This window comes from Streptomyces orinoci (assembly GCF_003121295.1).
Lineage (GTDB): Bacteria > Actinomycetota > Actinomycetes > Streptomycetales > Streptomycetaceae > Streptomyces > Streptomyces orinoci.
This window is the reverse complement of record NZ_PHNC01000029.1, coordinates 490,544-512,161: the sequence shown is the minus strand read 5'-3', so window position 1 is coordinate 512,161 and position 21,618 is coordinate 490,544. Positions and strand designations below refer to the sequence as shown.

Here is a 21,618-nt window from a genome sequence, read left to right as displayed (position 1 = left end):
ATGCCGTGAGCGAGACGCAGACCTTGATCGAGAGCCGGCCGCCCTCCGTGGCGACCCTCTTCCTCGAGCGGGTGGAGGCCACACCGGACGCGGAGGCGTACCGGTACCCCGTGCCGCCCGCCTCCGGTCAAGGTCCCGATGACTGGGCCTCGTTGACCTGGGGAGAAGCGGCCCAGCGGGTGTTCGCCATCGCGGCCGGCCTGGTGGAGCTGGGCATCGAGCCCGAGCAGCGGGTCGCCCTCGCCTCCAACACCCGGCTGGACTGGATCCTCGCCGACCTCGGCATCATGTGCTCCGGTGCCGCCACCACCCCCATCTACCCCAGCACCAACGCCGATGAGACGGCCTTTGTCCTGGGCGACTCCGAGAGCCGGGTGCTGATCGCGGAGAACGCCGCCCAGCTGGCCAAGGCCCGCGAGCACCGGGCCGAACTCCCCGCGCTGGCCCATGTGGTGGTGATCGAAGCGGCCGACGCCCGGCCCGCCGAGGACGACCCCGAGGGCTGGGTGATCTCCCTGGCCGAGCTGGAACGGCGCGGTGCCGAGCGCCTGGAGAAGACCCCGGAGGTGGTCCGCGACCGGGTCCGCGCGCTGCGCGCCGGGCAACTGGCCACGCTGATCTACACCTCCGGAACCACCGGGCGTCCCAAGGGAGTCAGACTGCTCCATGACTCCTGGTCGTATATGTCCCGGGCGATAGCGGCGACCGAGCTGGTGCGGCCCGATGACGTCCAGTACCTCTGGCTGCCGCTGGCCCATGTCTTCGGCAAGGTGCTCACCACCGGCCATATCAGCGTCGGCCATGTCACCGCCGTGGACGGGCGGGTGGACAAGATCATCGAGAACCTGCCGGTGGTGCGGCCCACTTATATGGCGGCCGTGCCCCGCATCTTCGAGAAGGTCTACAACGGAGTGGCGGCCAAGGCCCGGGAGGGCGGCGCCGCCAAGTACAAGATCTTCCGGTGGGCCGCCGGGATCGCCCGCGAGTACGCCAGGACGGCCCAGGACAACTACCGCCGTACCGGCAGCCGTTCGGTCCCGCTGAAGCTGGCGGCCAAGCACAAGGCCGCCGATGTCCTGGTCTATGCCAAGATCCGGGAGGCCTTCGGCGGACGGCTGCGGGCCTGTGTCTCCGGCGCCTCCTCGCTCGCCCCGGAGATCGGCTACTTCTTCTCCGGCGCCGGGATCCACATCCTGGAGGGCTATGGCCTCACCGAGACCAGCGCCGCCAACTTCGTCAACCCCGGCGAGGCCTACCGCACCGGCACCGTGGGCAAGCCGCTGCCCGGTACCGAGGTGCGGATCGCCGACGACGGCGAGATCCTGCTGCGCAGCCCCGGTGTGATGGCCGGCTACCACGGCCAGCCCGAGCGCACCGCCGAAGTGCTGGAGCCGGACGGCTGGTTCCACACCGGTGACATCGGCGAGCTGTCCCCCGACGGCTTTCTGCGCATCACCGACCGCAAAAAGGACCTGATCAAAACCTCCGGCGGCAAGTACATCTCGCCCGCCGAGATCGAGGGCCGCTTCAAGGGCGTCTGTCCCTTTGTCTCCAACATCCTGGTGCATGGCGCGGACCGCAACTACTGCACCGCCCTGATCGCCCTGGACGAGCCCGCCATCCTCAAATGGGCCGCCGAACGCGGCATGGAGGGCAAGGAGTACGCCGAGGTGGTGGCCGACCCGCACACCGTGGAACTGATCGACGGCTATGTACGGCGCCTCAACGAGGGGCTGCAGCGCTGGCAGACGATCAAGAAGTTCCGGCTGCTGCCGAGGGACCTGGATGTGGAGCACGGCGAGCTCACCCCCAGCCTCAAGCTCAAGCGGCCGGTGGTGGAGCGCGAGTACAAGGACCTGATCGAGGCCATGTACCAGGGCACCCGGGAGGACTGAGGCCGGGGTCCCGGCGCCGATGCCGGACAATGGGGGGCATGCCTTCCGTACTGCCCGATGGTGAGCCCATGCCCGAGGACGGGGCGCTGCCCCCGCAGGCCCTGGCCGCCTCCGGGCAGCGGCCGCTCGCCTTCTATCTGCATGTCCCCTACTGCGCCACCCGCTGCGGCTACTGCGACTTCAACACCTACACCGCCAGTGAGCTGCGCGGCTCCGGCGGAGCCCTGGCCTCCAGGGAGAACTACGCCGACACCCTGGCCGAGGAGGTCCGGCTGGCGCGCAAGGTCCTCGGCGCGGACCCGCGCCCGGTGGAGACCGTCTTCATCGGCGGCGGCACCCCCACCCTGCTGCCCGCCGCCGACCTGGGCCGGATGCTGGCCGCGATCCGCGAGGAGTTCGGCCTGGCCCCCGGTGCCGAGATCACCACGGAGGCCAACCCGGACTCCGTGGACCCCCGCTACCTGGACGAACTGCGCGCGGCCGGCTTCAACCGGATCTCCTTCGGCATGCAGAGCGCCCGCCCGCATGTCCTGAGGATCCTGGACCGCACCCACACCCCCGGCCGGCCCGAAGCCTGTGTGGCCGAGGCGCGCGCCGCCGGTTTCGAGCACATCAATCTGGACCTGATCTATGGCACCCCGGGTGAGAGCGACGAGGACTGGCGCGCTTCCCTGGACGCGGCCCTGGGCGCCGGTCCCGACCATGTCTCCGCCTATGCGCTGATCGTCGAGGAGGGCACCCAGCTGGCCCGCCGGATCCGCCGGGGCGAGGTCCCGATGACCGACGACGACGTCCACGCCGACCGCTATCTGATCGCCGAGGAGCGGCTGGCCGCCGCCGGTTTCCACTGGTACGAGGTCTCCAACTGGGCCACCACTCCGGACGCCCGCTGCCGCCACAACGAGCTCTACTGGCGCGGCGCGGACTGGTGGGGCGCGGGGCCGGGCGCGCACTCCCATGTCGGGGGAGTGCGCTGGTGGAACGTCAAGCACCCCGGCGCCTACGCCCAGGCCCTGGGCGAGGGCCGGTCGCCCGGCGCGGGCCGCGAGATCCTGTCGGCGGAGGACCGCCGGGTGGAGCGGATCCTGCTGGAGCTGCGGCTGGTGGACGGCTGCCCGCTGTCGCTCCTCAAGCCGGCCGGTACGGCCGCCGCCGAGCGGGCCCTGGCGGATGGGCTGCTCCAGCCCGAGCCCTACGCGGCCGGACGGGCGGTACTGACCCTGCGAGGCAGGCTGCTGGCGGACGCGGTGGTCAGGGATCTGGTGGACTGATCACCCGCAGGGGTGAATCGGTGACGAGATGGCCCCGCCGTGCCTAGGCTGTTCATAGGCTGTTGCGCAATGTGCGCGGCGCGATGTGGAGGGCCACGGAGATGACCGCTGTGGATGACCGGCTGATTACCGACGTCTCGGAGTACTTCGCGAACCTGGAGGTTCCGGAGGGCTACAAGGCGGAGCTGCTGCGGGGGGACATCGTGATGATGGCGGGGCCCGACTGGGTTCACAACGCGATTGTCGAGTCTGTGATGGATCAGATTCCCCGCAGCCGCTGGAATCGGATGACAACGCAGGACATCGCGATTCCAGGGGAGAAGAGCGAACCCCAGCCGGACCTTTTGGTTATCGAGCGCGGTGCGTTCGAGGGCCCTGGGCGAGTTGTGCCCGCTTCAGCCGTCGCCCTGCTTCTGGAGGTTGTCTCCAAGAACAGCGCCCACCACGACTATCACGTCAAGCGCTCGGTGTACGCGGCGGGGAAGGTGCCCGCCTACTTGATCGTCGATCCGTTCGCCGCCAAGTGCGTGCTGTTGACCCAACCGGTTGGCGCAGGCGAGGACGCCGACTATGCGAACCAGCATGTCAGCAAGTTCGGCGACCCCGTGCATATTGAGGTGCTGGAACAGACCCTGGACACGTCCGAGTTCAGGACACTGCCCGGCAAGCCGCGCTAATTCCCCACCGTCACAAAGTCGATCAACTCCTCGACCCTGCCCAGCAGTTCCGGCTCCAGGTCCTTGTAAGAGGACACCGCCCCCAGAATCCGCTGCCAGGCGGCCCCCGTGTTGGGCGGCCAGCCCAGTGCCCGGCACACCCCCGTCTTCCAGTCCTGCCCACGCGGTACCCGGGGCCACCCGGCGATGCCCAGCGATGACGGCTTCACCGCCTCCCATACATCGATGAACGGGTGGCCCACCACCAGCACATGCTCACCGGTGACCTCCGCCGCGATCCGGGACTCCTTCGAACCCGGCACCAGATGGTCCACCAGCACGCCCAGGCGCGCGTCCGGCCCCGGGGCGAAGGAGCGGACGATGGCCGGGAGGTCGTCGATGCCCTCCAGGTACTCCACCACCACGCCCTCGATCCGCAGGTCGTCCCCCCAGACCCGCTCCACCAGCTCCGCGTCGTGCCGGCCCTCCACATAGATGCGCCCGGCACGGGCCACCCGGGCCCGGGCGCCCGGCACGGCGAGGGAGCCGGAGGCGGTGCGGCGCGGTGCGGCCGGGGCGGGGGACTGGGGGCGTACCAGGGTGACGACCCGGCCCTCCAGCAGGAAACCGCGCGGCTCCATGGGGAAGACCCGGTGCTTGCCGAAGCGGTCCTCCAGGGTGACCGTCGGCCCCTGGGCGGTCTTCTCACAGCGGATCACCGCGCCGCAGAAGCCGGTGGAGATCTCCTCCACCACCAGATCCACCTCGGCGGGCACCTCCGGAACCGGAGCACTCCGCTTCCATGGCGGGGTCAGGTCGGGTCCGTACTGTCTGCTGCGCACCCCGAGACGATAGGAAAAACCGGCCCCACCCGGTTACGACACGCCGAAGCGGCGGGCCAGGGCGTTGCGCTGCTCACGGACAAAGCGGGCATTGACCACCGCGCCATGCCCCGGGACATACAGCGCCTCCTCGCCGCCCAGGGCCAGCAGCCGGTCCAGCGCCGCCGGCCAGGCGTGCGGAAGGGCGTCCGGTCCGGCCTGGGGTTCGCCGGACTCCTCCACCAGGTCGCCGCAGAACACCACCTCGGGGGTGCCGTCCGCGCCCGGCACCAGCACGGCCAGGTCGTGCGGGGAGTGCCCGGGCCCCACATTGGCCAGCAGCACCCGCCGCCCGCCGCCCAGATCGACGGTCAGCTCCCCGGAGACCGGATGCCCGGGCGGCACCAGGGCGTCCACCGCCGCGGCCGCCTCCCCGGCGGGCATTCCATACCGCATGGCGTCCGCCCGCAGCGCCTCCGGTGAGTGCCGCAGCAGTTCGGCCAGCCCCACCGCCCCGTACACCCGCGCCCCCGGAAAGGCCGCCGTGCCCAGCACATGATCGAAATGAGCGTGGGTGAGTGCGATATGCGTCACGGGCAGTCCGAACAGGTCCGTCACCTCGCGGCGGATCCCGTCCCCCTCCCGCGGGGTGGAACCGGTGTCCACCAGCAGCACGCCGGCGGTTCCCGCGATGGCGCCGACGGTGGCGTCCCAGCCCGGCAGCCTGCGGCGGACTACGCCCGGCGCGAGATGCTCCCAGTGCGCCCCCGCATGCTGCTCCTGACGGTCTTCTCCGCTGCTTCCCATGGCAGGAACCTAGTGGTGTCGCGGTACGGTTGCCCGCCCGGAGCCCATGTCACAGCAGCGGCCCTTGCCGTGGCCGTGGGGCCCGGCCGTACACTTACGGAAGGGTTCTGGCACTCGTGACCATTGAGTGCCAAGAGACGGAGCCCTGGTAAGACCCGTAAGACGGCTGTAGGTCGCTGGACTGGAGGTGCGCGAGATGCTGAGCGAACGCAGGCTCGAGGTACTGCGCGCCATCGTCCAGGACTATGTGGGCACCGAGGAGCCGGTCGGCTCCAAGGCGCTGACCGAGCGGCACCGGCTGGGAGTCTCCCCGGCCACCGTGCGCAATGACATGGCCGCCCTGGAGGACGAGGGCTTTATCGCCCAGCCGCACACCAGCGCCGGCCGGATCCCCACCGACAAGGGCTACCGCCTCTTCGTGGACAAGCTGGCCGGCGTCAAGCCGCTGTCCGGCGCCGAACGCCGGGCCATCCAGAGCTTTCTGGACGGCGCGGTCGATCTCGATGATGTGGTGGGCCGCACGGTCCGGCTGCTGGCCCAGCTGACCAGGCAGGTCGCGGTGGTGCAGTATCCGTCGCTGACCCGTTCCACGGTGCGTCATGTGGAGCTGCTGGCGCTGGCCCCGGCCCGGGTGATGCTGGTGCTGATCACCGACACCGGGCGGGTCGAGCAGCGCATGGTGGACTGCCCGGCCCCGGTCGGCGAGAACACCCTGGCGGATCTGCGCGCCCGGCTCAACAGCCGGGTGGTGGGCCAGCGCTTCACCGAGGTGCCGCGCCTGGTGCAGGACCTGCCCGAGTCCTTCGAGCCGGACGACCGAGGAACCGTTTCTACGGTCCTGTCCACGCTCCTGGAGACACTGGTCGAGGAGACCGAGGAGCGTCTGGTGATCGGCGGCACCGCCAATCTCACCCGCTTCGGCCATGACTTCCCGCTGACCATCCGGCCGGTGCTGGAGGCGCTGGAGGAGCAGGTGGTGCTGCTCAAGCTGCTCGGCGAGGCCACCGACTCCCGGATGACGGTGCGCATCGGTCATGAGAACGACCACGAGGGGCTCAACTCCACATCGGTCGTCGCGGTCGGCTACGGTTCGGGCGGCGAGGCCGTCGCCAAACTCGGCGTGGTCGGACCGACCCGCATGGATTACCCCGGAACGATGGGAGCGGTACGCGCAGTGGCACGTTACGTCGGACAGATCCTGGCGGAGTCGTAAGTGGCCACGGACTACTACGCGGTCCTCGGCGTACGGCGTGATGCCTCGCAGGACGAGATCAAGAAGGCCTTCCGCCGTCTCGCACGCGAGCTGCACCCGGATGTGAACCCGGACCCCAAGACGCAGGAGCGGTTCAAGGAGATCAACGCCGCTTACGAGGTGCTCTCCGACCCGCAGAAGAAGCAGGTCTACGACCTCGGCGGCGACCCGCTGTCCTCCTCCGGGGGCGGCGCGGGAGCCGGCTTCGGCGCCGGCTTCGGCAACTTCTCCGACATCATGGACGCCTTCTTCGGCCAGGCGGCCCAGCGCGGGCCCCGCTCGCGCACCCGCCGCGGCCAGGACGCCATGATCCGGATCGAGGTGACCCTGGACGAGGCCGCCTTCGGCACCACCAAGGAGATCCAGGTGGACACCGCCGTCGTCTGCACCACGTGCAGCGGCGAGGGTGCCGCCCCCGGTACCTCCGCGCAGACCTGTGACATGTGCCGCGGCCGCGGTGAGGTCTCCCAGGTCACCCGCTCCTTCCTGGGCCAGGTCATGACCTCCCGGCCCTGCCCGCAGTGCCAGGGCTTCGGCACCGTGGTCCCCACTCCCTGCCCGGAGTGCGCGGGCGACGGCCGGGTGCGCTCCCGCCGCACCCTGACCGTGAAGATCCCGGCCGGTGTGGACAACGGCAACCGCATCCAGCTGGCCGGTGAGGGCGAGGTCGGCCCCGGCGGCGGCCCGGCGGGTGACCTCTATGTGGAGATCCACGAGAAGAAGCACCCGGTCTTCCAGCGCCGCGGCGACGACCTGCACTGCACGGTCACCATCCCGATGACCGCGGCCGCGCTGGGCACCAAGGTGCCGCTGGAGACCCTGGACGGCGTCGAGGAGATCGACATCCGCCCGGGCACCCAGTCCGGCCAGTCCGTCCCGCTGCACCAGCGCGGTGTCACGCATCTGCGCGGCGGCGGCCGGGGTGACCTCATCGTCCATGTCGAGGTGACCACGCCCACCAAGCTTGACCCGCAGCAGGAGGAACTGCTGCGCCAGCTGGCCAAGATGCGCGGCGAGGAGCGTCCGATGGGCGAGTTCAAGCCGGGGCAGCAGGGGCTGTTCTCCCGGCTGAAGGACGCGTTCAACGGCCGTTGAACCGCTCCGGGCTCCGGCAAGTGCCCCTGAAACGCCCGCCGTTCGCCCGCTGAACGGTGGTACGGACCGGCCGCCCGGCCCGTACCACCGCCGCCCGATTCGGCACCCGGCGTCACCCGTGCCACGATGTGGCCATGGCTTCTGACCCCCGGCGGACGGCCGCGCTGACCGGCCTGCTCCGGCATCCGATCGTGCAGGCTCCGATGGCGGGCGGCGCCTCCTGCCCGGCCCTGGCCGCGGCCGTCTCCGACGCCGGGGGCCTGGGCTTCCTGGCCGCCGGTTACAAGACCCCGGCGGCGATGTACGAGGAGATCAAGCAGCTGCGCGCCGCCACCTCCCGGCCCTTTGGCGTCAACCTCTTTATGCCGCAGCCGCCCGCCGCCGATCCGGCCGCGGTGGAGGTCTACGCGGAGCAACTGGCGGGCGAGTCCACCTGGTACGAGACCCCGCTGGGCGACTGGGACCGGCCCGCCGACGACGCCTATGAGGCCAAGCTGGCCATTCTGCTCCAGGATCCGGTGCCGGTGGTCTCCTTCACCTTTGGCTGCCCCTCCTCCCAGGACCTCGCCGCCCTTTCCCGCGCCGGCTCCCTCACCGTGGTCACCGTGACCTCGGCCGCCGAGGCGCTGGCCGCGCGGGCGGCGGGCGCGGACGCGGTGTGCGCCCAGGGCATCGAGGCCGGCGGCCACCAGGGCACCCACCATGACGACCCCTATGCCGACCACGCCGGCTCCGGCCTGCTGGCCCTGCTCACCGAGGTGGTGGAGACCGTCGATCTGCCCGTCCTCGCGGCGGGCGGTCTGATGCGCGGCGCCCAGATCGCGGCCGTGCTGGCCGCCGGCGCGGTCGCCGCCCAGCTGGGCACCGCCTTTCTGCCCTGCCCCGAGTCCGGTGCGCACCCCCTGCACAAGGCGGCCCTGACCGACCCCCTGTTCACCCGCACCGAACTCACCCGGGCCTTCTCCGGCCGCCCCGCCCGCGGCCTGCTGAACCGCTTTATGCAGGAACACGGCCCTTACGCCCCGGCCGCCTATCCCCAACTCCACTACCTCACCGCCCCCTTGCGCAGGGCGGCCGCGGCCGCGGGCGACCCCCAGGGGCTCAACCTCTGGGCGGGGCAGGGCCACCGCCTGGCCCGTGAACTTCCGGCGGCCCGCCTGGTGGCGGTCCTGGCCGCCGAACTCGACGCCGCCCGTGCGTCGTTGCACCACCCCACCCGAGGGAGCGAATCATGACAGCCCCGGTCTTCCTGGTCGAAGAGAACTCCCTCACGGGTGTGTTCCCCGGCACGGTCTTCCCCCTGGACGGCCCCGAGGGCCGCCATGCGGTCTCGGTCCGCCGGCTGCGCGTCGGCGAGGAGATCGTCCTCACCGACGGCGCCGGTACGGGCGCCTTCGGCACCGTCGCCGCCATCGAGGGCAAGGACCGTCTCGATGTCGCCGTCACCTCCATCCGCTCCGAGCCGGAGCCCCGGCCGCGCATCACCGTCGTCCAGGCCCTGCCCAAGGGCGACCGCGGTGAACTGGCCGTGGAGACCATGACCGAGACCGGGGTGGACGCCATCGTCCCCTGGGCGGCGTCCCGTTGTGTCACCCAGTGGAAGGGCGACCGCGGCCAGAAGTCCCTCACCAAGTGGCGCTCCACCGCCCGCGAGGCGGGCAAGCAGTCCCGCCGCCTCCGCTTCCCGGCGGTGGCCGACCTGGCCACCACCAAGCAGCTGGCCCCCCTCCTGGCCACCGCCGCCTTCGCCGCCGTCCTCCACGAGGAGGGCAGCACCCCCCTGGCCACCGCCCCCCTCCCCGAGACCGGCGACATCATCCTGATCGTCGGCCCCGAAGGCGGCGTCTCCCCAGAGGAGTTGGCCACCTTCGAGCAGTCCGGCGCCCGGCCGTACCGCCTGGGCCCCAGCGTCCTGCGCACCTCCACCGCGGGCACGGCGGCAGCGGCACTGCTGCTGGGGCGGACGGGGCGGTGGGGCTGAGCGGGGCCTGCCCAGTCGTGCGCTACGCCCTCAGCGGATCCCCTCGTCCATCAGGACATACAGCAGCCCCACCAGCGACCCGCTGCTGACGATCTCGCGGCGGTCGATCATGCTGCGGAGCCGGGTCAGCGGAATCCACTCGATGCGGTCGGACTCGTTCTTCTCGGTGGGCGGGCCGATATGGGTGGCGCCGTCCGCGCGGAAGACGAAGTGCTGGGAGTCGGTGATGCCATTGGCCGGCTCGGCGTAGATCAGGGGGCGCATGGGGCCGGGGCGCCAGCCGGTTTCTTCCTCGACCTCGCGGGCCGCGGTCTCGGCCGGGGTCTCACCGGGTTCGATCAGGCCCATGGGCAGCTCCCAGGCCCAGGCGTCGGTGATGAAGCGGTGCCGCCACATCATCAGGATCTCGCGGTGGTCGTTGACCACCGCGCCGACGGCCAGGTGCCGCAGCCGCAGTACATGGTGCTCCTCGCGGTAGCCGTCGGGCTGTTCGACGTCCACCAGGCAGAGGTTGACCCAGGGGTTGGTGTAGATCTCGCGCTCGCCGTAGGTCTTCCACCGCATGCGTACAGGATGGCAGAGGGCGAAGGCGGCTCAGCCGCGCCGGATTCGCGCGGTGCCCGCTTCGAGGTCGATGCCCATCCGGGGCGGCGCGCCGTCCTCGGTGTTGTCGCGGCGCAGCAGATCAACCCGGCGCTGTTCCTGCTGCACCCGCTTGTTGGCGTTGAAGAAGGCGTGCAGCTCCTCGGTGGCGGCCGCGCCCGGGCCGAGGCCGGCGCGGCCGGGGCGCCGCAGGAGGTACCGGGCCGAGGCCACGGTGAAGGGGACGATCACCAGAACCGTCATCAGCAGCAGGCTCGTCAGCATCATCACATCAGGTCAACGTGCCCACGAGGGAAGGAAGTTCCCGGATCGGGTGATGAGGGCGGCTCACTCGTACAGCTTGTCGATGAACTCCGTCAGCCGTGCCCTCAGCCGTGCCGTCTGTTCCTCCAGGGAGAGCGACTCATGGAGGCGGGCGCCTATGCCGTCCACGGTCTTCAGGCCCCGGAGGTAGAGGGAGCAGGCCAGGTCGGTGCATATATAGGCACCGGCCGAGTTGCCCTCGCGGCCCGCGGCGCCGGCCTTGCGGGCGGTGAGCAGGGAGACACCGTTGCCGGGGTGGGTGGTCAGGCACAGCGAGCACATGCTGCGGTGCAGGAAGCCGCGCTGCTGGGCGGGGAAGCGCAGGGCGACGCCGACCAGGCGGTCCTCGCGCTCCGCCACCAGATAGCTGCGGTTGGGCGCGGCGGGGTCGCGCCAGCCCAGGAAGTCCAGGTCGTCCCAGGGCTGTTCGGTGAGGTCACGGGGCAGGGAGAGGCGCTTGGCCTCGCCCTTGGAGCAGTTGATGAAGGAGGTGCGGATGTCCTTCTCGGTGACGGGCTTCATAAGAGGGAGCCAATCATGCCTAGACTGTCTAGGCAAACTATTAATTCAATTAGGAAGCGAGGTAACCATGGCACGTGCGGGACTCTCCGCCGAGCGCCTCACCAGAGCGGCGGCCGACCTGGCGGACGAGGTCGGCCTGGAGAAGGTGACCATCTCCGCGCTGGCCCGCGGCTTCGGGGTCAAGGACGCCAGCCTCTACTCCCATGTCAAGAACCTTCAGGATCTGCGGGTGCGCCTGGCCCTGCTGGCCGGTGGAGAGCTGATCGACCGGATCGGGGCCGCCGTCGCGGGACGGGCGGGCAAGGACGCCCTGGTGGCGTTCGCCGATGCCTACCGGGAGTACGCCCTGGCCCACCCCGGCCGGTACGCGGCCACCCAGATCCGGATGGACCCGGCCGTGGTGGCCGAGGCCCCCGCCCTCGCCCGTACCGCGGAGATCACCTACGGCATGCTGCGCGGCTACGGCCTGGCCGAACCGGACCTCACCGACGCGGTGCGCCTGCTGCGCAGCACCTTCCATGGCTTTATCAGCCTGGAGGCCAGCGGCGGCTTCGGGCACGCCCGCCCGGTGGAGCTGTCCTGGCGGCGGACGGTCGAGGCGCTGCATCTCGCGCTGGAGAACTGGCCGAAGACGGAAACCGAGGAGGAGGCCGCCGGGCGTTAGGGCGGTGTGCCCGGCGGCCGGGGCGGTCAGCCGCAGGCCGTTCCGGTCCGCCGGGGATCCAGCCGCAGCGGGTCGGCGGTGCCATTGACCCGCAACTTCCCATAGCCATGGGACTTCAGCCAGGAACACCGGCCCTCGGTGGTCGGGGCCACCGACTGCGGGAAGACGGTGGGAACACAGACACCGGCCGTGCCGTAGTGGCGGTCGCAGCCGGAGATCTGCGGGGATACCGGCTGTGAACTCCGCTGCTTCATGGGCGACTTGGGGTCATGGGACATATGGCGGGCGAAGTCGTGCGTCATGGGGGAGGCCAGTGCGTCCGGCCCGCCCAGGTGCACCCAGGAGGCCACCGAGGGCACCCCGGCCGCGTCCACCGCGAAGAGCATGTACCAGCCGGGCGGCGCCAAGTTGGGGTTGCTGGTGACATTGAGGTCGATGGTGGTGCCATCGGAGCCCACCGTCATCGGCAGGTCCACAAAGCGCTGGTTGGGGTCGGAGGAGTGGGTGACCGCCGCCGGGCGGATCAGCTCGGCCTTGACCACCGGGCGGTCCACCGTGATGCGCTGGGTGCTTGCGTACTGCCACTTGTCATTGGCCACCGAAGTGATCTGCGGCCGCGCCCCCTTGAAGAGATAGGGCGGGGTGTAGATGGAGACATGCTCGTCGAAGGTGCCGTTGCCGGGGTTGTCGCCGACCGCCATCACCCGGCCGTCCGGCAGCAGAAAGGCCGAGGAGTGATACGTCCGCGGAATGGGGTCGGTGGCCATGCCGGGCTTGAAGGAGTTGCTCGCCGGGTCGTACATGGACGCCTCGAAGACCGGGTCGGCCCGGTCGTGCAGACCGCCGCCGGTCTCCAGCACCTGGCCGTCCGGCATCAGCACCGCGGAGACATACATCTTGCCCTGGGCGCCGCTCTCCGGCTTCGGGCCCTGCCCCATGTCCACCGTGCCCTGGGGCAGCAAGGGCCCGGGCAGATAACGGGGACTGGCCTGCTTGAGGTCGATCAGATCGGTGAGCCGGCTCGCCTCCGGGTTGTCATTGACATTGCCGCCGCCCATGGTGAGCACCCGCTGATCCTGGGCGGGCGGCAGCAGCACGCTCATCGACTGGTCGCGGTGGTCCTTGTCCTGGAGGCCGGGTACATCGGTGATGGTGTTGGCGTTGTAGTCGTAGATGGAGGCGCCGGTGCCGGGGGTGCCATTGCCGAAGACATGGCTGCCGGAGTAGAAGAGCCGCCCGTCCTGCATCAGGATCATGGACGGATACAGGCCCCAGTACGACCAGGTCTGGTTGACCTGGTTGCCGGGCAGCCACTTCTGCTGGGCGGCGGAGAACTTCTGGGCGGTGACATTGCCGCTGGAGTCCTGCTTGAGGCCGCCGAAGGTGATCACATCGCCATTGCCCAGCTCGGTCGCGGAGGGGTACCAGTGGCCGTCGTCCAGGTCGTTGACCCTGGTGTACGACTCGGTGTCGGGGTCGAAGAGATAGCTGTCCTTGAGGCCCTCATAGCCATGGCTGCCATCGGCCGCCGGATAGGACTTATTGCCGCTCATGATCAGCACCCGGCCGTCGGAGAGCTGGACATGGCCGCCGCAGAACATGTCCACCGGGGTGGGAACGGTCTTGAACGAGCCCGTCTTCGGGTCATAGACGGCGGAGGAGAAGGTGCCCGCCTTGAACAGGCCGGGGTCATTGCCGGAGCCGGCCACCAGCAGCACCTTGCCATTGCGCAGCACTACCGAGTGCATGCTGCGCACCGGGTTGCGGAACGGCATCACCTGCCAACTGCCCTTGGTGCAGGCGTCCCCCGCGGTGCAGACCGCGCCGGTGGCGGGCTGGGTGGCGTCCTCCATGTCGTAGTCGTCGGAGACCACGGTGCCCGGTCCATAGACCGATACGCCCCAGGTGAGCTGGTCGGTGTTGGGCGGAACCACGGGGGTACGGACCGCTGCCTGCGTATAACCCTGGCTCACCGGCAGCGACTTGAGGTCGGTCCAGTACTGCCAGCCCTGCTGGACGTCATGCCGGAAGACCGTGATGGCCGCGTCCGGAGTGGTGGACTTGTACCACAGCGACAGGTCGTACTGCCGGGACGGCGTCACTCCCGGGGCGCAGGAGGTGTTCTCCAGCATCATCGCCTTGCGGTCGCCGTTCACCCGGCGGGTGAGGGTGATGGACAGCGCCTTGCTGCCGCTGTGCGCCTGCTCGGGGCCGGTGGTGGTGACGGTGAAGTCATTGTCGCCCCAGCCGGCCTTCTCCCAGCAGGTGGGCATGCCATCCGAACCGGTGGACTCAAAGCCCGGGTTGACCACGAGATTGGATCCGGCCCTGGCCGGATGGGGAGTGGCCAGCAGCAGTCCCATGGAGGCGCCGGTGGCGAGGAGCAGGGCGCTCGCGGCCCTGGTGCGTCTGGCTCTGAGAAAGGGGGTGCGCAGGGCCACTAATGATCCCTTCTGCTTCGGCGGTGGCGCCCGGGGCGCTTGCGGGGGAGATAGACCAGGGCCTCGGTGGCCACAAAACGCAGGACAAAGGTGGTGAGCAGGGCGAGCGCGGTGGCGGACAAGGCTCCCAGGTGCCCCACGCCGACCAGGAGGGCGATCAGCGGAATGCGCAGCAGCAGATCGGCATTGGCCAGCAGGGCGAAGCGCAGCACCCGGTCCGCCCAGTGGCGGTGGCCCCGGCGTTGGCGGAAGAGCAGGGCCTCGGTGAGAACGAAGTTCCACAGCACGCCGAACTGGTTGGCCACGATCTCGGCCGGGAGGTAGTACATCCCGGCGGAGATCAGCAACTTGAGGCCCAGGAGGTTGGGCAGAAAGCCGGTGAGGCCGATCAGCCCAAAGGTGACCAGCCGGGCCAGCGGGAGCCCCAGCCGGTTGCCGGGCGTGGCGGTGGGCGCGGTGGCGGCGGCCTCGGCCCGCAGGGTGTCGGGTACGGTCATCGGCCCGCCCGGTTGACCCGGCGGATCTCGATCCGGTCCACCCCGGCGCCGAAGACGGCCACGGCCCGGGAGTTGCGCAGGGCGGCCCGCACCAGGGGGAGGGTGGCCGCGTCCCGGCGTACGGTCGGTGAGGCGACCACATAGTCCAGGTCCCGCCAGCCATGCGGCAGGGTGCTGCCGACCGCCGGATCCAGATCGGCCTTGTAGAACCAGATCACCCCGGTGCCGGGCCGGTAGCCGGAGTGCACCAGGTCCAGCCAGATGGCGTCATCGGCGAGGACCCTGGTACGGGCCGGCCGCGGCACCCGGGCCGTATCACCCAGCCAGGAAGCGGCCTGCCGATAGGGCGAGTTGGCGTCGGCCGTCAATGCGATCCGGTCCCCGTGATACCAGCGGGGGACGACCAGCAGCGCGCATCCGGCGGCCAGGGCGGCCACCACGGTACGGCGGGCCGGCGCATTCCGGGTGCCGCCCCGGCGTACGGGCTGAAGACCGGTCCGGGCGAGCCCGGCGGCACGGGGCGAGGTTCCGGTAGTCCCCGCCAGGACGCCGCCCGGCACCGCACCGGCAACCGCTTGCGCGTCGCCCGAGGCCCGGCCCAGGAGCCGTCCCACCGGCCGCTGGGGCGAGGGTGCGCCCGGCACCGCGAGGCGCCGCGCCGGTCTCCGCATCGGCAGGCGCCCCCGCAGCACCGCATGGGTCACCGAGGCGGCAACCCCCGCCAGGGACAGGGCCAGGAAGGGCAGGGCCTGGATGATGTACATGGCCGGGAGGTAGCCGGAGGGGCGCAGGGCGACCAGGGCCAGGATGGCGGCGGCCAGGGCGGGACCGGCCAGGGCGCGGCCGGTGACCGACCAGCGGGCCGAGGCCAGCAGCAGCACCGTGGCGGCCGGCCCGCCCAGTGGCAGCACCGTGTCGTAGTAGAGCCAGGAGTGCAGGGCGGCGTGCGCGCCGGAGTGCGGATCCAGGATGAAGCCCGAACCGGCCCGGTTCAGCTGGTACTTGATGCCGTCGATCAGCGAGACATGGCCGGGGCCGGGGAACAGCTCGTTGTTGAGCAGCGCATAGAGCGGATAGGTCAGGCCGATCAGGCCGCAGGCGGTGACCGCCCCGGTCACCGCGAACTTGCGGGTGTCACGGTGGCTGTGCCGCCACATGGTGACCAGCAGCGCGGGCAGCACCACCAGCATGGTCTCCTTGGACAGCACCGACACCGCGGCCGCCAGCCCGGCCCCGAAGTGGTGCCAGAGGTGCCGCCGTGGCGAGGCCGCCAGGAAGAAGGCCAGCAGCATCCACAGCACCGCGATGTTGTCCAGGAAGATCTCCCGCTGGAGCACCACCGCCAGCGGGGACAGGCCGAACAGGGCCATGGCCAGGGCGGCCGCCCAGCGCGGCAGGCCCAGCCGCCGGGCCAGTGCGAAGAGCAGCACCGCGCTCACCGCGGTCACCAGCAGCATGGCCGGCCGCATCGGGGCCACCGAGAGGGTGGCCGGGGCCAGCACCGAGGGCAGCCAGGTGACCACCGCCAACTGCAGCCAGCCCAGCGGCGGATGGTCGTACCAGTAGGTGTAGTGCGCCAGGCCCTTGTCCTGCTGTACGGCCCAGGCCTGGGCGAGATAGGTGCCCTCGTCATCGCTGAGCGCCGGGAAGCCGGTGATGTTCCAGCCCTGGACGCAGACGATCGCGGCCAGCACCGCCGCGCAGACCAGCAGATCCGGGCGGGAGGTGCGCAGCCCGAGCACCGGCGGGCGGGGCGCCGGCGGCGGTATGCGTTCGCGTCTGGGCGCGGTGGGCAGGGTGGTGGTCACGCGGGCACATCCTCGCCGGTGAGGTGTGCGCCCACATGCCGGGTGAGCTCCCAGTCACTGCGGCCGCGCTGCTCCCGCCAGACCGCGCGCACCGCGGCCCCGGCGAGCAGCAACTGGTAGAAGGGGCCGCCGGCCACCAGCTTGGCGTAGTGCACCGGCCGTACCCGCAGCCCGTACTGGACGCCGAAGTCATGCAGCCCGACAACCTCGAAGGCGAAGGTGACCAGGGCGGTGATGGCGGGCAGGAAGGCCACGATGGTGACCCCCACCGGCACATCGGGCAGCAGCGCTATGCCGATGTCGATGGGGATGATGACGCCGGTGAACGCCTGCATAAAGGGCGTCATCAGGGTGTAGCGGGCCAGCATCCGCTGCGGCAGGCTGGGCAGTTGGCGCCAGTCCCGCTTGCGGTAGACCTGAAGGAAGCCCTGGTTCCAGCGGGTTCGCTGTTTGAGCAGGCTCATCAGGCTGCCGGGGGTCTCCTCCCGGGTGACCATCTCCGAGTCATAGGCGACCACCACCCGCTTGCCCCGGCTGGACAGCCGCACCCCCAGATCGCAGTCCTCGGCAAGGCAGTCGGGATCCCAGCCGCCGGCCTCGCGCAGCACCTCGGTGCGGACGAAGACGGTGTTGCCGCCCAGCGGGATAAAGCCCTTGGCCGCGTGCAGATGCAGCCGGCTGCGGAACCAGAAGAAATACTCCAGGCAGTTGCGCAGGCTGTACCAGCTGGAGTGGAAGTTGATCAGCTGGACGCCGCCCTGCACCACATCCGCCCCGGTGGAGCGGAAGGCGTGATCGACATGGCTGAGCAGCTCCGGGTGGACCTGGTCCTCGGCGTCGAAGACGCCCACCACCTCGCCCCGGCAGTGCGGCAGCGCGGTGTTGAGCGCCTTGGGCTTGTTCTTCTTCTCATGGGTGTCCGTGATCACCCGCACCCGGTCCGGCGCGGTGGCGGCCACCCGCCGGGCGACCTCGGCGGTCTCCGGGTCGTCATGACCGATGATCACCAGCACTTCGAAGTCGCCATGGGTGGACTCCAGCAGCCGGTTGACGGTGTGCTCCAGCACGGCCTGTTCATGGCGGGCCGGGACCAGCAGCGAGAAGCTCAACGCCCCCTCGCCGCTGGGCGGATGGAAGCGGGTGGCGGCCAGCGTCTCGGGAGTGCGCCAGGCGTGCATCTGCCACCAGAGGGTGAAGGCCGCCATCCAGAACAGGGCCAGTGACACCAGACAGACAACGGCGGAGATGAACAACGGCCCCCCTTGGAACTGCCCCGGCACGCCGGGGCATCACACACGCGCTCCCCTGTACGCGCGTTCCCCCAAGGAGAGAGTAAGGGGGGAAGGTGAAGCTTGGGTGTGAAACCTATAAAACCTTGTTTCACAAATACCTCTGCCGGGGCCTGGGGCCCTGCCCGGTAACATCCGCATAAACAGTGAGCCGACGACCCTTTAAGGAGCTGAGCGGTGGCGGGAGAACCGCAGGCGGACTGCCTGTTCTGCAAGATTGTCGCGGGGGAGGTGCCGGCGACCGTCGTCCGGGAGACCGAGACCACCGTCGCGTTCCGCGACATCAACCCCCAGGCGCCCACCCATGTCCTGGTGATCCCCAAGGTGCACCACCCCGACGCCGCCTCGCTGGCCGCCGCCGAGCCCCAGGTGATCGCGGACATACTGCGTGAGTCCGGCGAGATCGCCGCCCTGGAGGGCGTGGCCGAGAAGGGCTACCGGGTCGTCTTCAACACCGGTTCCGGCGCCGGGCAGACCGTCTTCCACGCCCACCTGCATGTGCTCGGCGGGCGCGGGCTCAACTGGCCGCCCGGGTAGTCGCCTTGTCCGTCCGTGAACTGGTGATCCTGGGCACCGCCAGCCAGGTGCCCACCCGCCACCGCAACCACAACGGCTATGTGCTGCGCTGGGACGGCGAGGGCCTGCTGTTCGATCCCGGCGAGGGCACCCAGCGGCAGATGCTGCGCGCCGGGGTGGCGGCCCATGACCTCAACCGGATTTGTGTCACCCACTTCCATGGCGACCACTCACTGGGGCTGGCCGGGGTGATCCAGCGGATCAATCTTGACCGGGTGCCGCACCCGGTCACCGCGCACTACCCGGCCAGCGGCCGGCGCTTCTTCGAGCGGCTGCGCTATGCCACCGCCTACAAGGAGATGGTCAAGCTGGCGCCCGAGCCGGTCTCCGGCGAGCGGCAGATGCTGGCCCGTACCAAGGGGTATGAGCTGAGTGCCCGGCGGCTGTCGCATCCGGTGGAGTCCTATGGCTACCGTCTGGTGGAGCCGGACGGCCGGCGGATGCTCCCCGAGCGGCTGGCCGAACTCGGCATCGCCGGGCCGGACATCGGCCGGCTCCAGCGCCAGGGCTCGCTGGGCGGCGTCACCCTTGACCAGGTGAGCGAGGAGCGGCGCGGCCAGCGCTTCGCCTTCATCATGGACACCCGGCTCTGCGAGGGCGTCTTCGAACTGGCCGAGGGCTGCGACCTCTTGGTGATCGAGTCCACCTTCACCGACGAGGACCGGGTGCTGGCCACCGAGCACGGCCACCTCACGGCGGGCCAGGCGGCCCGGGTGGCGGCCGAGTCGGGCGTCCGGCATCTGGTGCTGACGCACTTCTCGCAGCGCTATGACGACCCGGAGATCTTCGAGCGGCAGGCCCGGGCGGCTGGGTTCGCGGGCGAACTGACCGTCGCCCGGGACCTTATGACGGTGCCGGTCCCCAAGCGGGCGTAGGGCGCCCCTGAGGGGGGCGCCCCGAAACCGGGGCACCCGGTTACGGCAGGTAGTACATCGGGTTCGGCAGCTTGTAAGTGCGCTCGCTGTAGCCGCCCTTGAGGTCGCTGTACTGGTCGCCGAAGTTGGCGACGATGCGGTAGCCCTCGGACTCGATGTGCTTGCGGGTGCCCGACTTGTACTCGATGGTGGTGCACTTGGCACCGCACGCCAGGTAGGCCGGCGGGGTCTTCTTGTTCTTCAGGAAGAAGTGGGCCCGGTCGGCCACCGGCTTGTAGCCCGCGTTCTTCAGGTTGCGCACGCTCCAGGCCCGCTGGTGCTCGTCCCGGCCGGTGACATAGAAGACCGTGATGCCCTTGGACTGCGCCCAGTTGACCAGCTTGGGCATGCCGAAGACGGCCGGCATGTCGGTGGACTTCAGGTACGCGTCCTGGGACTGCGGGGTGAAGGCGAAGCCCTGCTGGAGCTCGTAGTTGTAGGTGAGCAGCGTGGTGTCGTCCACGTCCAGCACAATGGCCGGCTTGACCTTGTTGTGCTTGGCGTTCTTGACGACCTGCTCCAGCTGCTGCTTGGCCTTGGCCTCCACGCCTTCGACCTGCTTGGCGTAGTTGCTGTTGGCGGACGCCCAGTGCCGGCCCTTGGAGTCCACGGTGTCGCCGTAGTACGCCTTGATCTTGTCCTGGACCTGGGTGAGGTTCGGGATCTCCTTGTCGGTGACCGGGACCGAGTGGCCGGCGGTGGCCGCCCCGGCGGCGTACAGGCCGGCCCCGACGGCGAGGGCGGCGGTGGCTGCGGCGATACGGACGCGCGTAGACAACGTGTCAGCTCCTGATAAGCAAAGGTGGGTGCAGCGCGAAAGCTAGGGCTTGGCGCCGCACCCGGTCAATGTCACTCTTCTCACGCCACCGCTCGGTCGAGAATGCGGGCGGCCACCGCTGGGGAGTCCACCAGCGGATGCAGCGCCAGGGCCCTTAGCGCCAGGTCCTGGTCCTGGCCCAAGGCCGCCTCGATCACGGCCCGTTCCACCGCCTTGAGCTGGAACATCAGCCCCAGCTGGTCCTCCCGCAAAGGGGCGCCGGGCAGCGGCTGGGCGCCCTTGGCGCTCACCTCGCAGACCGTCTCGATGACCGCCTCATGGTCCAGCTCCGGGACGACGCCGCCATTGCGGACATTGAGGATCAGCCGGGTGCGCTCATCCCGGGACACCGCCCGCATCAGCGCCAGCGCCACCCGGTCGTAGCCGCCGCCCTCCAGGTCACAGGAGTCGCGCTGCCAGCCGCCGCTGGCCGCCCGGCTGTCGGCCATATAGGTCTCCTCGCGCTGGAGCCGGGCGCGCTCCCAGAGCTCATGGGCGCGCTCGGGGTCGGCGGCCGCCGCGGTGAAGAAGCCGCCCTGCTGCTCCTGGAGGAACTCCCCCCGGGTCTGCGCGGCCTGCCGGGCGGCCGCGAGGGTCTCCCGGCGGAAGTAGTAGTAGTGCAGATACTCATTGGGCAGCGCACCCAGCGCCCGCAGCCAGCGGCCGCCGAAGAGCTTGCCCTCCTCGATGCCGGCCAGCGCCGCGTCGTCCGCCAGCAGACCGGGCAGCAGTTCACGGCCGTCATGGCGCAACGACCGCAGCCAGCCGAGGTGGTTGAGCCCGAGATAGTCGTATTCGGCCAGCTCGGCGTCGATGCCCGCCGCCCGGGCGGCGCGGCGCACCAGGCCCACCGGGGAGTCACAGATCCCGATCACCCGGTCGCCCAGCACCGAGGACATCGCCTCGGTCACCATCCCGGCCGGATTGGTGAAGTTGATGACCCAGGCGTCCGGGGCCCGTTCCGCCACCAGTTCGGCGATCTCCATGGCCACCGGTACGGTCCGCAGCCCGTAGAGCACCCCGCCGGCGCCCACCGTCTCCTGGCCCAACACCCCCTCGCCCAGGGCGATCCGTTCATCCCGGGCGCGTCCCGCGGTGCCCCCCACTCTGATCGCCGAGAATACGAAGTCGGCCCCGCCCAGGGCCTGTTGCAGGGTGCGGGCGATTCTTACCGAGGGCGCGCCCGGCACCCCTTGCTCCTGGGCCGCCAGCACCGAGGAGATCACATCAGCACGGGTCGAATCCGTGTCATAGAGCACGAGTTCGGTGACGCGACCCGGCGCGTCGCGCCGCGCGTCGTCCAGCAGAGCCCGGTGGACCAGGGGCACCCGGAAACCACCGCCGCCGAGAATTGTCAGCCTCATGGCCGGAACGTACCGCAGCATCGGGCAGACTGTCCGGAACCG

20 protein-coding genes and 1 pseudogene are annotated in these 21,618 nt (G+C 70.3%); 10 read left to right on the top strand and 11 right to left on the bottom strand.

From position 1 onward, the window contains the following. Nucleotides 1-5 precede the first annotated feature (5 nt). From CV755_RS17165 to CV755_RS17155, 3 genes are all read left to right on the top strand, one after another. Nucleotides 6-1,895 carry an AMP-dependent synthetase/ligase gene (locus CV755_RS17165; RefSeq protein WP_109281103.1) on the top strand — a complete coding sequence of 630 codons (1,890 nt, stop codon included), beginning with the start codon at nucleotides 6-8 and terminating at the stop codon, nucleotides 1,893-1,895. A 38-nt stretch (nucleotides 1,896-1,933) separates the two neighbouring features. Then, nucleotides 1,934-3,166 carry a radical SAM family heme chaperone HemW gene (hemW, locus tag CV755_RS17160; protein ID WP_109281926.1) on the top strand — a complete coding sequence of 411 codons (1,233 nt, stop codon included), beginning with the start codon at nucleotides 1,934-1,936 and terminating at the stop codon, nucleotides 3,164-3,166. 101 nt (nucleotides 3,167-3,267) lie between these two features. Further along, complete coding sequence (locus CV755_RS17155) at nucleotides 3,268-3,843, top strand: Uma2 family endonuclease (RefSeq protein WP_109281925.1); 576 nt, start codon at nucleotides 3,268-3,270, stop codon at nucleotides 3,841-3,843. On the opposite strand, the gene CV755_RS17150 is transcribed toward CV755_RS17155, so the two are convergent. Together CV755_RS17150 and CV755_RS17145 are read right to left on the bottom strand one after the other, a co-directional pair. Further along, nucleotides 3,840-4,664 carry a DUF3097 domain-containing protein gene (locus tag CV755_RS17150; RefSeq protein ID WP_109281102.1) on the bottom strand — a complete coding sequence of 275 codons (825 nt, stop codon included), beginning with the start codon at nucleotides 4,662-4,664 and terminating at the stop codon, nucleotides 3,840-3,842. The two genes, CV755_RS17155 and CV755_RS17150, sit on opposite strands and share 4 nt — an antisense overlap. A 33-nt stretch (nucleotides 4,665-4,697) precedes the next feature. Further along, a complete protein-coding gene (locus CV755_RS17145; protein WP_109281101.1) occupies nucleotides 4,698-5,450 on the bottom strand; it encodes an MBL fold metallo-hydrolase in 753 nt (250 codons plus the stop codon). A 196-nt stretch (nucleotides 5,451-5,646) separates the two neighbouring features. On the opposite strand from CV755_RS17145, the gene hrcA reads away from it, so the two are divergent. The 4 genes from hrcA to CV755_RS17125 all read left to right on the top strand — a co-directional run bounded on the left by hrcA (nucleotide 5,647) and on the right by CV755_RS17125 (nucleotide 9,778). After that, nucleotides 5,647-6,663: a heat-inducible transcriptional repressor HrcA gene (gene hrcA, locus CV755_RS17140; protein WP_109281100.1), complete on the top strand. Its 1,017-nt coding sequence runs from the start codon at nucleotides 5,647-5,649 to the stop codon at nucleotides 6,661-6,663. Beyond that, nucleotides 6,664-7,797, top strand: coding sequence for a molecular chaperone DnaJ (gene dnaJ, locus CV755_RS17135; RefSeq protein WP_109281099.1), 1,134 nt, complete (start codon nucleotides 6,664-6,666; stop codon nucleotides 7,795-7,797). Nucleotides 7,798-7,931: 134 nt separating this feature from the next. Then, complete coding sequence (locus CV755_RS17130) at nucleotides 7,932-9,032, top strand: nitronate monooxygenase (protein WP_109281924.1); 1,101 nt, start codon at nucleotides 7,932-7,934, stop codon at nucleotides 9,030-9,032. Further along, complete coding sequence (locus CV755_RS17125) at nucleotides 9,029-9,778, top strand: 16S rRNA (uracil(1498)-N(3))-methyltransferase (protein WP_109281098.1); 750 nt, start codon at nucleotides 9,029-9,031, stop codon at nucleotides 9,776-9,778. The genes CV755_RS17130 and CV755_RS17125 overlap by 4 nt, the downstream gene beginning before the upstream one ends. Before the next feature lie 30 nt (nucleotides 9,779-9,808). Here the strand turns inward: CV755_RS17125 and CV755_RS17120 are convergent, their stop codons facing one another. The 3 genes from CV755_RS17120 to CV755_RS17110 are packed head-to-tail and all read right to left on the bottom strand — an operon-like array spanning nucleotide 9,809 to nucleotide 11,206. Continuing rightward, complete coding sequence (locus tag CV755_RS17120) at nucleotides 9,809-10,342, bottom strand: NUDIX hydrolase (protein ID WP_109281097.1); 534 nt, start codon at nucleotides 10,340-10,342, stop codon at nucleotides 9,809-9,811. A 30-nt stretch (nucleotides 10,343-10,372) separates the two neighbouring features. Further along, nucleotides 10,373-10,648 (bottom strand): DUF6191 domain-containing protein, encoded by a 276-nt coding sequence (locus CV755_RS17115; protein ID WP_109281096.1) that lies wholly within the window; start codon nucleotides 10,646-10,648, stop codon nucleotides 10,373-10,375. Nucleotides 10,649-10,708: 60 nt separating this feature from the next. Next, entirely contained in the window at nucleotides 10,709-11,206 is a 498-nt protein-coding gene (locus tag CV755_RS17110; RefSeq protein WP_109281095.1) for an FBP domain-containing protein, read from the bottom strand. Nucleotides 11,207-11,273: 67 nt separating this feature from the next. On the opposite strand from CV755_RS17110, the gene CV755_RS17105 reads away from it, so the two are divergent. Continuing rightward, entirely contained in the window at nucleotides 11,274-11,870 is a 597-nt protein-coding gene (locus tag CV755_RS17105) for a TetR/AcrR family transcriptional regulator (RefSeq protein ID WP_109281094.1), read from the top strand. Between the two features lie 26 nt (nucleotides 11,871-11,896). Here CV755_RS17105 and CV755_RS17100 read toward each other — a convergent pair whose 3' ends face one another. The 4 genes and pseudogenes from CV755_RS17100 to CV755_RS17080 all read right to left on the bottom strand — a co-directional run bounded on the left by CV755_RS17100 (nucleotide 11,897) and on the right by CV755_RS17080 (nucleotide 17,821). Next, a complete protein-coding gene (locus tag CV755_RS17100; protein ID WP_109281923.1) occupies nucleotides 11,897-14,233 on the bottom strand; it encodes a galactose oxidase early set domain-containing protein in 2,337 nt (778 codons plus the stop codon). A gap of 77 nt (nucleotides 14,234-14,310) precedes the next feature. Then, a pseudogene (locus tag CV755_RS17095) lies at nucleotides 14,311-14,742 on the bottom strand (GtrA family protein); the annotation flags it as partial. A 62-nt stretch (nucleotides 14,743-14,804) separates the two neighbouring features. Next, nucleotides 14,805-16,616 carry a glycosyltransferase family 39 protein gene (locus tag CV755_RS36200; RefSeq protein WP_422070556.1) on the bottom strand — a complete coding sequence of 604 codons (1,812 nt, stop codon included), beginning with the start codon at nucleotides 16,614-16,616 and terminating at the stop codon, nucleotides 14,805-14,807. Further along, entirely contained in the window at nucleotides 16,613-17,821 is a 1,209-nt protein-coding gene (locus CV755_RS17080) for a glycosyltransferase (RefSeq protein ID WP_109281922.1), read from the bottom strand. The genes CV755_RS36200 and CV755_RS17080 overlap by 4 nt, the downstream gene beginning before the upstream one ends. A gap of 261 nt (nucleotides 17,822-18,082) precedes the next feature. Here CV755_RS17080 and CV755_RS17075 point away from each other — a divergent pair, with 261 nt between their 5' ends. After that, complete coding sequence (locus CV755_RS17075) at nucleotides 18,083-18,442, top strand: histidine triad nucleotide-binding protein (protein ID WP_109281093.1); 360 nt, start codon at nucleotides 18,083-18,085, stop codon at nucleotides 18,440-18,442. 5 nt (nucleotides 18,443-18,447) lie between these two features. Next, the gene (locus tag CV755_RS17070; protein ID WP_109281092.1) at nucleotides 18,448-19,356 is read left to right on the top strand and encodes a ribonuclease Z; all 909 of its coding nucleotides are present in this window, start codon (nucleotides 18,448-18,450) and stop codon (nucleotides 19,354-19,356) included. 40 nt (nucleotides 19,357-19,396) lie between these two features. Here the strand turns inward: CV755_RS17070 and CV755_RS17065 are convergent, their stop codons facing one another. Together CV755_RS17065 and CV755_RS17060 are read right to left on the bottom strand one after the other, a co-directional pair. Continuing rightward, nucleotides 19,397-20,173 (bottom strand): HAD family acid phosphatase, encoded by a 777-nt coding sequence (locus CV755_RS17065; protein WP_109281091.1) that lies wholly within the window; start codon nucleotides 20,171-20,173, stop codon nucleotides 19,397-19,399. A gap of 80 nt (nucleotides 20,174-20,253) precedes the next feature. Next, on the bottom strand, nucleotides 20,254-21,576 hold the full coding sequence (locus CV755_RS17060; RefSeq protein ID WP_109281921.1) for a family 4 glycosyl hydrolase: 1,323 nt from the start codon (nucleotides 21,574-21,576) through the stop codon (nucleotides 20,254-20,256). Nucleotides 21,577-21,618 lie beyond the last annotated feature (42 nt).

Excerpts from the sequence above, each read along its gene's own strand:
- hemW (WP_109281926.1), top strand. The coding sequence starts at position 1,934 with ATGCCTTCCGTACTGCCCGATGGTGAGCCCATGCCCGAGGACGGGGCG.
- CV755_RS17105 (WP_109281094.1), top strand. The coding sequence starts at position 11,274 with ATGGCACGTGCGGGACTCTCCGCCGAGCGCCTCACCAGAGCGGCGGCC.
- CV755_RS17115 (WP_109281096.1), bottom strand. The coding sequence starts at position 10,648 with ATGATGCTGACGAGCCTGCTGCTGATGACGGTTCTGGTGATCGTCCCC.
- CV755_RS17145 (WP_109281101.1), bottom strand. The coding sequence starts at position 5,450 with ATGGGAAGCAGCGGAGAAGACCGTCAGGAGCAGCATGCGGGGGCGCAC.
- CV755_RS17100 (WP_109281923.1), bottom strand. The coding sequence starts at position 14,233 with ATGGGACTGCTGCTGGCCACTCCCCATCCGGCCAGGGCCGGATCCAAT.
- CV755_RS17125 (WP_109281098.1), top strand. The coding sequence starts at position 9,029 with ATGACAGCCCCGGTCTTCCTGGTCGAAGAGAACTCCCTCACGGGTGTG.
- CV755_RS17080 (WP_109281922.1), bottom strand. The coding sequence starts at position 17,821 with ATGGCGGCCTTCACCCTCTGGTGGCAGATGCACGCCTGGCGCACTCCC.
- hrcA (WP_109281100.1), top strand. The coding sequence starts at position 5,647 with ATGCTGAGCGAACGCAGGCTCGAGGTACTGCGCGCCATCGTCCAGGAC.
- CV755_RS17130 (WP_109281924.1), top strand. The coding sequence starts at position 7,932 with ATGGCTTCTGACCCCCGGCGGACGGCCGCGCTGACCGGCCTGCTCCGG.
- CV755_RS17155 (WP_109281925.1), top strand. The coding sequence starts at position 3,268 with ATGACCGCTGTGGATGACCGGCTGATTACCGACGTCTCGGAGTACTTC.
- CV755_RS17120 (WP_109281097.1), bottom strand. The coding sequence starts at position 10,342 with ATGCGGTGGAAGACCTACGGCGAGCGCGAGATCTACACCAACCCCTGG.
- CV755_RS17060 (WP_109281921.1), bottom strand. The coding sequence starts at position 21,576 with ATGAGGCTGACAATTCTCGGCGGCGGTGGTTTCCGGGTGCCCCTGGTC.
- CV755_RS17110 (WP_109281095.1), bottom strand. The coding sequence starts at position 11,206 with ATGAAGCCCGTCACCGAGAAGGACATCCGCACCTCCTTCATCAACTGC.